This window comes from Bizionia sp. M204 (assembly GCF_023205095.1).
Taxonomy (GTDB): Bacteria; Bacteroidota; Bacteroidia; order Flavobacteriales; family Flavobacteriaceae; genus Algorimicrobium; species Algorimicrobium hallyeonense.
Window position 1 is genome coordinate 1370590 of sequence record NZ_CP046242.1, and the last position, 13944, is coordinate 1384533.

Sequence of the window (13944 nt, forward strand, 5' to 3'; positions counted from 1 at the left end):
TAAACATTCAATCTTTTTAAGGGGCATTAAAAAGAGCAAATGGGGCACTCTATTTTTAATCTTCTATCTTAACTACAGATATTTCTTGGTTATAGGGTTTATTTCCTTTAGTTTCTAGGGCTCTCATAGCCTCTTCTACATAATCAAATTTTTGATAGTAAATAAAGTACTTACTCGAATTTACATCAAAAAAGAAATTAATGTTTGATTGTCCGGCAGCGATAGCTTTTTCTAAAAAGGCATCTCGTTCACTAACATTTTTATGCACGGCAACTATCATATAGTAACCGTTATCAACATTCTGAACACCTTTTAAAATTTGCACATTACTGCTCTGCTTCTCACCAGAATCAAAATCTTCTGCCGTTAAAGGAACCGTACTTAATGGGGTGCTGTTTTTAATTCTTTCAAGCGTCGCCATATCTTTATTATACCTATCCTTTTCATTATCGTATAGCGCACGTTTAATTCGACGTTTTCTTTCAATTTCTGTTGCTAATTTTATGGATTTTAATGTTGACACTAAACTAGCTCTGGTTCGTTCAGCTTCTGCTTGATCCGCTTTTAAACCACGAATAGTTTCTAAATAATATTTAGTGGTTTCATCATTTTTATTTGAACCTTTTTGGATGCGTTGTATATATAGATTTTCTAAATTCTTAATATCTTCGTTACGCTTATTTATTATAATATCTAAATCCGATTTTATAGCTTCCATTGCTCTGTTTTCCGCTGAAATACTCTTAAATGGTTTAGGTTCCATATAAATTCCTTGTTCACTTAAATCATTTTCTTCTTTAAGATCTTTCAGATCCTTATTTTTAGAAATAACAACTTCGTTTAATCGCACTAATAAAATTTCTTGTTCTTTTTCAGAGTCTTTTGTTGACTCGGTAATTGCGTACATGGATTTAGCTAAATCATCTTTTTGAGTTATAGCAACATCCGTTTCTATGACCCGTGATTGCGCTGCTTGTGCTTGAGCGGTTGCTTCAGCTGCTAATCTTGCTTCCTCGGCTGCTTGTGCTTGAGCCTTTGCTTCGGCTGCTAATCTTGCTTCCTCGGCTGCTTGTGCTTGAGCCGCTGCTTCGGCTGCTAATTTTGCTTCCTCGGCTGCTTGTGCTTGAGCGGTTGCTTCGGCTGCTAATCTTGCTTCTTCTGCTGCTTGTGCTTGGGCTGCTGCTTCGGCTGTTAATCTTGCTTCCTCGGCTGCTTGTGCTTCGGCTGCTGCTTCGGCCGCTAATCTTGCTTCTTCTGCTGCTTGTGCTTGAGCCGTTGCTTCGGCTGCTAATCTTGCTTCTTCTGCTGCTTGTGCTTGGGCTGCGGCTTCGGCCGCTAATCTTGCTTCTTCTGCTGCTTGGGCTTGAGCCGTTGCTTCGGCTGCTAATCTTGCTTCTTCTGCTGCTTGCGCTTGAGCCGCTGCTTCGGCTGCTAATCTTACTTCTTCTGCTGCTTGCGCTTGAGCGGTTGCTTCAGCTGCTAATCTTGCTTCTTCTGCCGCTTGTTCTTGAGCCGTTGCTTCAGCTGCTAATCTTGCTTCTTCTGCTGCTTGCGCTTGAGCGGTTGCTTCAGCTGCTAATCTTGCTTCTTCAGCTGCTTGCGCTTGAGCGGTTGCTTCGGCCGCTAATCTTGCTTCCTCGGCCGCTTGTTCTTGAGCCGTTGCTTCGGCTGCTTGCGTTTGGTTTTCGTCTTCGACTTGAGATTCTGCCAAAGCCGCAGCTTTCGCTTCGCGTTCTATTCTAGCTTCTTCTTTTGCTTCTTCACGTGCAAGAGCTCTAGCTTCTATAGCTAATCTTTTTTCTTCTAATTCCAAAGCTTTTTGTTCTGCTAGTTCCGCTTTAGCATCAGCATCTAATTTGGATGTACTACTAGCCGAAGCAAGTGTACGTTTTTTCTGTTTTTTAATAAGGAGTGCTTGTTCTCTATCGTCACCACTATATTTAAATCGATTTCTCGTATTAAATTTATAAGCCAAGGTCAATTCATGGGATGAACCAAAGGTTGATAAATCGCCCATAGCCTTTTCGTAATTATATTCTATAGAAATTTGTTCCGTAATATTCATACCAACACCTCCCATTACGCCATAAACGGTATTATAGCCCAGCTGCGCCCATATCCCTTTTGGAACCATTAACATAGCAACACCTGAGAAAATAGTTTGATCTGTTTTGAATTCGGATTTAACTAAAGCTGAAAATTTACTTTCATCAAAGAAACCGCGACTATACATATAACCTGTATACATAACATGCGCCTGAATGCTACGTTGTGGATCTTCTTTTAGTAATTCGGAAGATTTTAAATTATATTGTACTAAGTTATTTACAGACACACCTAGATCAAAAAATACCAATCCGTAATTAATTCCGGGACTGACGGTAAAAATTGAATTTTTAGAAATATTATCTAATGAAGGGTCTGGTTCGTTTAAAACAACGCTTCCTTCATTTATACTACTGGTATAAAAACCAAGATTCAATCCAAAAGTTAAATTACTATCTGTTTGAAGCTGGGCATTATAGGCCAAGTTAACAATACCTCCAAAGGTTGTTAATACACCATGATTTTGTTGAAATAAACCAACACCTACTCCCATGTTTTCACTATAACGTCCTGAATAATTTACTAAATACGTTACGGGTGCATCTTCAAATTGAATCCACTCTCTTTTATTGGTTATATTGATATACGTGTTTTGTTCTCTTACAAAACTAAAGGTTGGATTGGTTAAATATCTATTAAACTTTAAGGAACTTCTTACAGGAATAGCTAACGACACAACACCGTCCTCTTGAGAGAAAGAAAGTTGTGTTGAACACACGGTTAAAGCTATTATTAGTAAAAATGCTCTCATTTATTTTATAATGGTTATTGAACCTTTTTTTGTTTTATTATCTGTTGTGGTAATCACGTAGTAATAAACAGGGTTTACACTATTAAAGTTAATTTCGTTTTCTGGCCAATTATTTTGATAATCGGTGGTTTTTAGAGAAACCTTTCCGTAGGAATCCATTATGATTACTTCGGTATTTGTTCCACTTACATATTCGTTTGGAATAATCCATGTATCGTTGATGCCATCGCCGTTGGGACTTATAACATTTGGAATTTTTTCAACACTAGGGAATGGATCTATAGGTGCTTCAATTACAAATGAAAATTCATTGGAAACTAGACAACCTGTTGTTTGGCTAATAACAACTTGGTAATCACCATATTCTGATGCATCATAGGTGTTTCCATTGGCACCAGGAATAAGGGTATTATTTAAAAACCACTGATATTCTGGACTATTAGCAGAGCTTGTAACTTCTACATATAATGTATCATTAGCATCCATCACGTTTATCTCGTCCACATTAATACTACTTGTAAAGCCGTCACTTTCTAAATCAATAAATGCAGTTGTTGTACAGCTCCCTAAATCAATACTTACAGAATACGTTCCAGACGATGTCGTTTCAAAAGTTTGATTAGTTGCTCCAGAAATAACTTCGCCATCTAAAAACCACTGGTAACCATTCCCTTCAGTTGTAGTTAAAGTGGTTGGTCCGCCACTTGGGCAAAACGGATTTCCTAAACTGGAAATAACCGCCATTGTTGAGCCCGATGTAGATTCTGAAACTGTTACGCGATTAGAATAGGAATCTGAAGTACATGTCCCATAATTAGTTTCCACAAAATATGTTCCCGGTGAACTAACGGTTAAAGTTTCACCATCTGCCACAAAAACGGAAGTTGAAGGACCTGTTGTTCTGTACCATTTATAGGTTAGTGATGGATAATTTAATGGGGAATCGTTTATTCCAGTTCCAGGGTTATCTATTGTTAAAACATAACTTCCTCCAGCGCAATAAGTTGCTATTGGAATTAAATTATTGATTGAAAACGGTGTGTCTTGAATTTTGTAATAGGCGGCAAATGTTGATGATCCAGAGCTTGTAGCAGCCGGTGCAGTACTTTTAACGCGCAACCTATATGATTCACCTGATGTAATAGTTGGCAAACCAAAGCTTAAAGTTGCGGGTGAAGTTGTAATGGCTCCTGCTGTTGAAGTAGCCACAGTTGTGGCACTAGCAAAACTACCAGTTGCATCAGATAGCTCAATTATAAATTGATTAGACGGATTTAATCCTGCTTCTGGAGAAAAACTAAAGGTAACATTAAACGTATTAAAAGATTCATTTGCACAAGCTTGGGTAAATCCAATATTTGGAACACCTATAGCTATCTGTGCCATTATGTTCTGACTTATGGTTAGAACAAAAAAACACATTACAAAAAAGGAATTTTTTACAAAAGTAGTTTTATCCATACGCTTTATTTATTGGTAGTCGGTACAAAAACAATGATTTATATAACACTGTGTTTGCACGTTTAAGGGGCTTAAAATAATTTAGGATTAATAAAAATGAACCTTCTAAAGAAGATTCATAAATAAACTAAATTTCTAATCATCATTGGATGCTATAATTTTATTTATTCGCAGTCTAAAATCTGGCCTTCTAGAATTTTGTAAATCAATAAAGGTTTCAGAATCCAATCCTTTTGAATACACATTAAAGAAACTGCTATTTCCATACCAACTCTCTAAATCTTCATTATTAGATTTATATTCCGTGAAAATATTTCCATTACAGTTATTGAAATACATTTCAGTAAATTTTATCCTGTCTAACGTTTCACTGTTAATTTTCATCTTATTTGCTAAAAGCACAGCTGGATTAAATCCAGAGATGACACTTTTATTCATATCTAGTTCGGCCAACTCATCAATAAAAATAGCTTCTTTAACCAGGCCTAATTCGATTTCAGATTTCAAGTTACTACTAGCGTTGATAAATGTTAGGTTTGTTGCAAGTACTGAAGTTTGCTTTTTAGAAAAATCGATTTCTGATTTATCATCTTTAAAGGATGCCACGTTTAGGCATCTAGATCCATCTGGACTAGAAACGTAAGATGATCTAACAGCTAATGAATTGTATAAATTACTTTGAGCTCCATAATTAAAGTTATAATCTATTTTTTCAGATTTATAAGATACAGCTTCACTTATATTAACTTGCCCGCCATACACATCGAAGGAATTACCCGCTGAAAAACTAACCATAATATTTTCTAAAATAGTTTGGCTTCCCACACCTGCCAACAACAAGGCATTAAAATTCTCACCGCTCTTTAACTTTTTACCAGCATATTCAATTCGTACATAGCGCAAAATACCGGAATTGCTTTCAGTATTTTCTCCTCCATAGCTAACATGGTCATAAGAGGCTGATTTAAAATCGTAATTTACGGAAGATCCATTACCAAATTTATTAATTGGTGCATCGCCTAGAATAATGATTCCTCCCCAATCGCCTGCTTTTTTCACACTTCTATTAGAAGTAAAAACAATAGGATCGGTTTCCAAACCATCAGCAATTATTGTAGCACCTTTAGTAATAATTAAAGCACCACTGGATTTAAAGTCTCCTATTATAACTGTTCCAGGCTCAATAAATAAAGTGGCGTTATTGGTAACAAAAACATTACCTAATAACATGTAGGTGTTTTTTTTGCTAAGCTTTGTATCAGCTGAAATGGTTCCGGTTAAAATCTCGGTGGCTTCACCATATTCATTTAAATCTGGTTTAAATTCTGTCCAAGAATTTAACCAGTTATCAGTGCCAATAATACCTTTCTCTTGTTGGGAGTAGGAATTGGAAAACACTAATAAAAAAATGCATAAGAGTTGGGGCAAATTTTTCATAGTTAAAATAGTTATTTATTAATCATAAATATTCTTTTTATTATATACCAAACATATAAATAAATTCCACTAAACACAAATAATAACGACAAAATGCACAAATGAACATGTTTTTGAAGTTTTTTCCTACAAATATGATACTGTTTTAAAAACTAACATTTAATTATAATATAGTTATTGTCTAACAGAAAATTTGTTTGAGAAAATATGCGCTTAATTAGCTTTGCTTTGATAATAGCAATCTAGATTATAATACCGCTTTAAAATAGCCTGTATTAAAATCTATTATTTTCGCTATATATATGTAAAGATTTTAAAGTTTCTTCATAAAACAAAATCGCCGCTATTAAATTAGATCTGTCGGAATAGGGTAGAATTTTATTCTGAAAATCCATAGTACTTAAAAAGTAATCCCTAGTAGCGTCTATTTGAGTATCTAAAGCAGTTCTATTGTCTTTCGTATCTGGAATACCAAAGGTAGACATGGTAACGCCAGGCTTTGTTGCAAATGCTATATAAGGTAGAATTTTGATAATAATTTCAATTCGCTCATTATACAGTCCTAACAAAACACCTTTTTGCATCTGCTCCAGTTCCTTTCTGTCATGGTATTTAGAAATACCAACATCTTGACTGATAATACTTTTAGGTGCATCCTTATTCTGGCCAGATGCAATGCCTGTCATCAATAGACAGGTTAAACAAAACAAAGTAATTTTAGATTTCATGTTATAGGTTTTGGGGTTTAATATCACAAATTTATGCAATTAAACGAAAAAAACAAGCGTTTTGTCGATTATTTCATGTTTATCCACAATTATTTTTCGGCAATATTGAAATCAAAACGCTAACATTCAGATAATAATGTAATTATGAAAACTTTAACAATTAGGTTCTACCAAATCTGATTATACTTTTTTTCTAACATTTTACTTTCGGCACAATAAATGTTATTACCTTCGTTATACTAAAAACTAAAAATTATATGTTTAAATATTTTTTCATTTTAAGTCTTTTTGTTGCGTCTGTCGGCTATTCACAAAATACAGCCATTTCAATGAACGAAAGCTTAAAGTTTACTGCAGCTTACAACATGTCTGGCATTATGACCGATTTAGCTGAAGTAACCATGGAGACTAGCCTTGTAAAGACATCAAAAGTTACGCTATTGCGTTTAAAAACAACAGCAACCACTTATAGCAAATGGGATAATTTTTTTAAAATTCGTGATTTATACGAAAGCTACGTAAGTCCTAAAACCTTAACACCTTATTTACATAAGCGTGATATTAACGAAGGTGGTTATTACAAAGCAATGCAGTATAAATTTAAAAATAAAACAAATACAGTTGAAAGCATCAAGAAAAAACGACGTGGTGATGGGACTATTTGGGAAGAAAAGAAAAGCATAAATATAGGTAGCTCCACCAATGATATTGTAACCACTATATACAAAATGCGTAATTTAAATTTAGAGCAAGCAACAACAGGCAAAAGCTTTCCTTTAACTGTAATTTTTGATAATAAAGAATTTAAAATTTCAGTGGTGTATTTAGGAACCGAAACGATTAATACCGCCATTGGTAAAAAAACGTGTTACAAACTAGGAATTTCTGTTAACAATAGTTCGGTTTTAAAAGGCTCTAATGATAATTTATTGTGGTTAACCGCGGATGCTAATAAAGTACCTGTTTACGCTAAATTTAAAATAGCCGTTGGTAATGGTGAATTAAAAATAAAATCTGCTACGGGATTAAAAAATTAAAATAACATGAGAATACTAATTATAATTTTAAGTTTAATTTCAGCGGCTTTTGCTGTTATTCTATCCGTTTTACCAGTTTCAAACTTGGCATTTATTCCTGCTATACTTGCACTTGTTTTGGGTTTAATTGGCTTCTATTTGTCCAATAAAAAAAACAAACCCAAACACACCATAAAACTGGCCTTCCTCCTAACTATTGTTGCTTTATCCATTTCTATTTACAAGGCTATTTTTGATACATCGGAAGTTGGTAATACAGAACAATTAGAACTTACAGAACAACAATCTGAAGAAGAAGCTATAGAGGTTTTAGAGGATTTGGATATCGAGGACATGGAAGATATCGATTTGGAAGATATCGATTTGGAAGGTGTTGAATTTGAAGATGTGGATGAAGAAGATATTGACATAGAAATATAATTATTATAATTTCCCACAGTTTAGAAAGATAATACTTCGGTATTATCTTTTTTTTTGTTTTATTTATAGGCTAAATAGCTATAAATGAAAGGATTTGTTATTGCTTCGGCACTTACATTAGTTGGCTCTTGTGCCACAACTCGTTATTCAACTAAAATTGAAAACATAAAAAACAATATTCAACTTACGGATAGTGCTACAGTAATGCGCTTTGCCAATACAATAACCGCTAACGAATTAAAAACGCATCTTATAGCTTATGCTTCCAATGATTTTCAAGGACGAAAAACAGGAGAACTTGGACAGAAAAAAGCAGCCAATTTTCTGAAAGAATACTACCAATCTCAAAACATTTATTCGCCAATAAAAGATTCTTTATATTATCAAGAGATTTCAAAGGCTTTTTTACCGGACAACATCAAATCCACAGAAAATGTTTTGGCCTACATCAAAGGCTCCGAAAAGCCTGATGAAGTTGTTATTATTTCTGCACATTTGGACCATTTAGGAATTGAAGATGATCAGATTTTTAATGGAGCTGATGATAATGGGTCTGGAACAACAGCTTTAATGGAAATGGCCCAAGCTTTCCAATTAGCAGCACTGGAAGGTTTTATGCCAAAACGCAGCATTTTATTTTTACATCTAACTGGCGAAGAGCTAGGTTTATATGGCTCAAGATACTATATAGAGAATCCTATTTTTGACTTAAACAAAACCATGGTCGATTTAAATATTGATATGATTGGTCGTATAGATAAAAAACATGAGGACAATCCCAACTATCTCTATGTAATTGGCGCAGACAGAATTAGTAAAGAGCTTCATTTTATTTCTGAAAAAATAAATGACACCTATTTCCATTTAGATTTAGACTATACCTACAATGATGAAGATGACCATAACCGTTATTATTATAGGTCTGACCATTATAAATTTGCTCAAGAAAATATTCCAGTCATATTTTATTTCAATGGTGAGCATGACGATTATCATCAAGCTACAGATACACCAGATAAAATTGAATATGATTTATTGGCTACACGCGCACGACTCATATTTAGTACGGCATGGTATTTAGCTAATAAAGAACATAAATTAATTCATAACGAGGATATTTAATAGCTTGTTAAAGTTTGTTAAATGTAAATGCGCATTTCTTTGAAATGAAAGGTTATTTCGTAATATTGTCTTTAACACAAAAGTTATTTATTAACATCACTTACTTATAATTTATGAGAAAATCAGTTTTTATTCTAAGTGCTACTCTTTTAGCATTTAGTTGTGGATCAACACAGGAAAAGCAAACAGCTACAAAAGCTACCGAGATTGCTAATCCTATGGAATATGCTAATACCATAACATCTGCCGAGCTAAAAGAAATGTTATACACCTATGCCTCTGATGAATTTGAAGGTAGACTTACAGGTGAAAAAGGACAAAAAATGGCGGTGGAATATTTAAAGCAACAATACATTACTATGGATGTTCCTGCAGCAAAAGCGGACGGGAATTATTTTCAAGATGTACCGCTAGAAGTTATGGAAGCGCCTAAAGTTAACCTAACCGTTAATGGAAAATCTTATAAAATGATAGACGATTTCGTTTCTGCTTCAACATCTAAAAATGGAAGCCTTACCGTGACGGATATTGTTTTTGCTGATTATGGCATTGATGATGAAAATTACAACAGCTACAATAATCTAGCTGTTAAAGGTAAAGTGGTTTTAATCCGATCTGGTGAACCTAAAAAAGCTGATGGCAACTATGTAATAAGCGGATCTGATGAAAGTTCAAAGTGGTCAAATTTTAGACAAGAATATGCGGCCAAACGTGATGCTGCTAAAGAGCGTGGCGCTGCCGCAGTTTTGTTTTATTATCCTGAAATTTATGACATGGCTGCGCAACGATTTGGTGGCTCTAGTGGAAGAATGTCTTTACGTGGTAATGCAGATGACATGTTCTATTTTTTAATAAATACAGATTTAGCGAAAGCTATCATGCCAACAATAGAAACAGCTACAAAAACAGAAACATTAACGGTTCCAATGAATCTAGAATATATAAATGCATCCAATGAGTTTATATCTGAAAACGTTGCGGCATTTATTAAAGGTTCTGAAAAACCAGATGAAGTTATTGTACTTTCAGCACATTTAGACCACATGGGTATTGAGGATGGAGAAATTTTTAATGGTGCCGATGATGATGGTTCAGGTACGGTTGCTATCATTGAAATTGCTGAAGCCTTTAAAACTGCTGTAAAAAATGGACATAGACCAAAACGCTCAATTTTATTTTTGCACGTTACAGCTGAAGAAAAAGGACTTTTAGGTTCCCGTTACTATACAGATACAGATCCTATTTTTCCGTTGGCAAATACTGTCGCAAATTTAAATATAGATATGATTGGTCGTACAGATCCGAAACGTACGGAAGGAGCAGACAACTATATTTACTTAATTGGTAGTGATAAATTAAGTCAAGAGTTACATGATATTTCTGAAGAAGTTAATAAAACCTATATGAACATTGAATTAGATTATAAATACAATGATGATAATGATCCAAATAGATTTTATTACCGCTCTGATCATTATAACTTTGCTAAAAATAATATTCCTGTTATTTTCTATTTTAATGGAACACATGATGATTATCACCGACCAAGTGATACGCCAGACAAAATCCGTTATGATTTGTTAGAAAATAGAACACGTTTGGTATTTTATACGGCGTGGGAACTAGCAAACCGCGAAAACAGAATTATAGTTGATAAAATAAAAGAATAACTTCTTGTCAATTAAACATAAAAAAGCCTTTTAGACATAAACTAAAAGGCTTTTTTATGTTTAAACACCTCGTTAATTTACTGTTAAACAATTAGTTGTACACTAAAAACAGCAAACCTTATATACAAAAAAAGCCTTTCAGAAATTCTGAAAGGCTTTATAATTTTGGGTGGAAGACGGGATTCGAACCCGCGACCCTTGGTACCACAAACCAATGCTCTAACCAGCTGAGCTACAACCACCATTTTAATAGGTCTGCAAAGATAATTTAATTCCTATTTCCTGCAAAGTATTTTTGAAAAATTATTTCAAATCAAACAAACTATTAATTGCTGGGTACCGTTCTACTGTAAAACCTTCAGCGTAATTAACACCCACAATTCGTCCTAAATCGCGTGCCCTATAGTCCACACTATCAGTAAAGTTCTTGCTTGAAATAGGTGTTTCAGGCTCTTTACTTTTAGGGTCAAAAAACTGGGTTTTATAGGCGTAAACCGCTGCTAATTTTTTTTCCATGAATCCGGAAATATCCACTACAAAATCTGGTTCAAGGTATTTCCATTGGATATAATGATACACCAGTTTTGGCCGCCAAGGCTTTTGTGGTGTATTGGTATCCGATAAGGTGGTTTCAATTTTAAGTAATCCGCTCAAAAAACAGGCATTGCTTACCACATCACTCCCCTTCCCATGATCAATATGTCTATCATCAATAGCATTGCATAAAACCATTTCCGGTTGGTATTTCCGTATCATTTTTATTATTTCTAATTGATGGCTTTTATCGTTAACAAAAAATCCATCAGCAAAGCCTAAATTTTCACGAACAGTTATACCTAAAATTCGTCCAGCTTCAGCCGCTTCGGCATCGCGTGTTTCTGCGGTTCCTCGAGTTCCTAATTCACCACGTGTTAAATCAATTATTCCAACTTTTTTACCATTAGCTATTTCCTTTGCTATTGTGCCACCACAACCTAGCTCTACGTCGTCGGGATGGGCACCAAAGGCCAAAATATCTAGTTTCATACCTATTTAGTTTTTGTTTTTTTTATAGCTTGATTAATATCAGCCACTAAATCCTTTTTTGATTCGATACCCACAGAAAACCGGATTAATTGATTGCTAATACCAATAGCATCGCGTTCCTCTTGTGTTAATAACCCATGTGATGTTAAATAGGGCGATAAAACCGTACTCTCAACACCCGCTAAACTCATGGAAGATTTAATAAGCTGAAGGTGTTTCTGAAATTGTAATGCCTCCAGACCGTCTTGTAACTCAAAAGACATCATAGCACCAAATCCATGCATTTGTGCTTTAGCCAATTTATATTGCGGATGGGATTTAAGTCCTGGATAGTAAACGGCCTTTACATCGGGATGCTTCTCTAAATATTTGGCAATTTTGTTCGCATTTTTAGTTTGTGCCTTAACACGCAACGCCAATGTTTTCAAGCTACGTTCTAACATCCAAACGGTATAATCGCTTAAATTTCCTCCAAAGTTTTTAGCTACATGCCAGATTTGACCTATCAATTCATCAGAAGCGGCTAAAGCACCCGCCAATATATCACTATGACCGCCTAAATATTTCGTTGCGGAATGCATGATAATATCAATCCCAAAATCAATTGGGTTTTGGTTAATTGGACTTGCAAAAGTATTATCAATACTGGTTAGAATATTATGAGCCTTGCCTAATTTAGCAATAGCTTTAATATCGGTTATTGTAAGTAGCGGATTTGAAGGTGTTTCAATGTGAATTAATTTCGTATTAGGTTGAATAGCAGTTTCAAAATCTGCCACCTCATAACCGTCCGTAAACGTGAATTCAATTCCAAACTTAGGAAACTCTTCACGTATAAAATGGCTTGCGCCTCCATATAACGTGTTTTGAACCACTAAATGATCACCAGATTTTAAAAATGTTAAAAAAAGCGCACTTAAAGCTGCCATCCCTGAACCAAAAATTAAAGCCGATTCCGTGTGCTCTAATGCCGCAATTTTTTTAGATAAATGTTCCTGATTGGGCGTATTAAAATACCTTGGGTAGCGTTTTACATCAACATCATCAAACGCATAGGATGTAGAAACATAGATGGGTGAAACAGCTCCTTTAAACTGTTTATCTTCAATTTCTCCAACATGCGTGCAAATGGTATTAATACCGAATTTTGAAAGTTTCATAACTTAAATTTTTGAACAACTAAATTACAAATAATCTACACGTAATAGGGTAAAATGAGCTAGGCATTTTTTGCGTTTCTTATTATAAATTCAAGTAAAAATAGAATACAAATAAAATATCATATTGATTATCAGGTTTTTAACATATTTTTAAAAATTTACATCAAAATTTTTACTATATTTGGGATTATGACTTCAACAGAACTACAAGAAAGCACCGCGTTTTTAAAAGAATCTTTAACCTATTTAGAGAATTTAGGTTATGACAACATCAAAGCCGATATGGAAGGGTATGAATCTCCAAAATCATATCATAAAAAAGGTTCAGATGTCACAATCACACCTAATATAGTTGCAGAAAAAGCAGGAAGAAAGCACTATTTTGAAATTAGCTTAAAATCTGAAGAACAAATTTTATTAAAATCAAAATGGCGTTTTTTAGATGTTTTAACGCGAATGAAAGATCATCGTTTTAGAATTATCACGCGTCGTGGTCATTACAAATTTACACAAGATATGTTGGACGATTTGAATATGGATAAGGATCTTATTAAATTATAAGACCTACCTCCTATTTAGATTTTTTCATTAGTGTATTCTGTTCCTCCATTAAATCAGTCAATTTAGTGAGTAACTCAATATCTTTAGGCGTAGAAACGGTTTTGTTTTTCGGGTCTTGAGATTTATTACGCAATCTATTCAGAAACTTTACGATTATAAAAATAGTGAAACCTACGATTAAGAAATCTAAAAAGGCTTCACTAAAGGCACCATATCCTATAGCTACTTCATCGGCAATAGTTTTACCAGCATCGTTTAAAACTTCATGACGCAAAATAATACGCTTATCAGACAGGTTAACACCTTCAACTAGCAAAGACAATGGTGGTAGAAATACTTGTTTCACTAAAACATCTACCAATTTATTAAAAGCGGCACCAATTATGATACCGATGGCCATGTCCATCATGTTGCCTTTTACGGCAAACTCTTTGAATTCTTTTAGCAACTTCATAACCTAATTAA

At 34.3% G+C, this 13944-nt stretch carries 12 protein-coding genes and 1 tRNA gene; 5 read left to right on the forward strand and 8 right to left on the reverse strand.

The window, feature by feature from the left end; translation table 11 throughout:
• Positions 1 to 55: 55 nt before the first annotated feature.
• The 4 genes from GMA17_RS06170 to GMA17_RS06185 form a co-directional block, all read right to left on the reverse strand.
• Positions 56 to 2857, reverse strand: coding sequence for a type IX secretion system membrane protein PorP/SprF (locus GMA17_RS06170; RefSeq protein ID WP_248400184.1), 2802 nt, complete (start codon positions 2855 to 2857; stop codon positions 56 to 58).
• Complete coding sequence (locus tag GMA17_RS06175; RefSeq protein WP_248400186.1) at positions 2858 to 4243, reverse strand: gliding motility-associated C-terminal domain-containing protein; 1386 nt, start codon at positions 4241 to 4243, stop codon at positions 2858 to 2860. It lies immediately after the preceding gene.
• Between the two features lie 210 nt (positions 4244 to 4453).
• Positions 4454 to 5755: a hypothetical protein gene (locus GMA17_RS06180; RefSeq protein ID WP_248400188.1), complete on the reverse strand. Its 1302-nt coding sequence runs from the start codon at positions 5753 to 5755 to the stop codon at positions 4454 to 4456.
• A gap of 275 nt (positions 5756 to 6030) precedes the next feature.
• Positions 6031 to 6483, reverse strand: coding sequence for a hypothetical protein (locus GMA17_RS06185; protein ID WP_248400190.1), 453 nt, complete (start codon positions 6481 to 6483; stop codon positions 6031 to 6033).
• 257 nt (positions 6484 to 6740) lie between these two features.
• Here GMA17_RS06185 and GMA17_RS06190 point away from each other — a divergent pair, with 257 nt between their 5' ends.
• From GMA17_RS06190 to GMA17_RS06205, 4 genes are all read left to right on the forward strand, one after another.
• A complete protein-coding gene (locus tag GMA17_RS06190) occupies positions 6741 to 7520 on the forward strand; it encodes a DUF3108 domain-containing protein (RefSeq protein ID WP_248400192.1) in 780 nt (259 codons plus the stop codon).
• Positions 7521 to 7526: 6 nt separating this feature from the next.
• A complete protein-coding gene (locus GMA17_RS06195) occupies positions 7527 to 7940 on the forward strand; it encodes an FUSC family protein (protein WP_248400194.1) in 414 nt (137 codons plus the stop codon).
• 84 nt (positions 7941 to 8024) lie between these two features.
• A complete protein-coding gene (locus tag GMA17_RS06200) occupies positions 8025 to 9062 on the forward strand; it encodes a M28 family peptidase (protein WP_248400196.1) in 1038 nt (345 codons plus the stop codon).
• A gap of 113 nt (positions 9063 to 9175) precedes the next feature.
• Complete coding sequence (locus GMA17_RS06205) at positions 9176 to 10732, forward strand: M28 family peptidase (RefSeq protein WP_248400198.1); 1557 nt, start codon at positions 9176 to 9178, stop codon at positions 10730 to 10732.
• Between the two features lie 167 nt (positions 10733 to 10899).
• Here GMA17_RS06205 and GMA17_RS06210 read toward each other — a convergent pair.
• From GMA17_RS06210 to GMA17_RS06220, 3 genes are all read right to left on the reverse strand, one after another.
• A tRNA-His gene (locus GMA17_RS06210) sits at positions 10900 to 10975 on the reverse strand.
• 60 nt (positions 10976 to 11035) lie between these two features.
• A complete protein-coding gene (gene bshB1, locus GMA17_RS06215; RefSeq protein WP_248400200.1) occupies positions 11036 to 11758 on the reverse strand; it encodes a bacillithiol biosynthesis deacetylase BshB1 in 723 nt (240 codons plus the stop codon).
• Positions 11759 to 11760: 2 nt separating this feature from the next.
• Entirely contained in the window at positions 11761 to 12918 is a 1158-nt protein-coding gene (locus tag GMA17_RS06220) for a PLP-dependent aspartate aminotransferase family protein (protein ID WP_248400202.1), read from the reverse strand.
• Between the two features lie 189 nt (positions 12919 to 13107).
• Between GMA17_RS06220 and GMA17_RS06225 the strand changes: the two genes are divergently transcribed.
• Positions 13108 to 13479 (forward strand): hypothetical protein, encoded by a 372-nt coding sequence (locus tag GMA17_RS06225; protein ID WP_248400204.1) that lies wholly within the window; start codon positions 13108 to 13110, stop codon positions 13477 to 13479.
• Positions 13480 to 13489: 10 nt separating this feature from the next.
• Here the strand turns inward: GMA17_RS06225 and mscL are convergent, their stop codons facing one another.
• On the reverse strand, positions 13490 to 13933 hold the full coding sequence (gene mscL / locus GMA17_RS06230; protein WP_248400206.1) for a large conductance mechanosensitive channel protein MscL: 444 nt from the start codon (positions 13931 to 13933) through the stop codon (positions 13490 to 13492).
• Positions 13934 to 13944 lie beyond the last annotated feature (11 nt).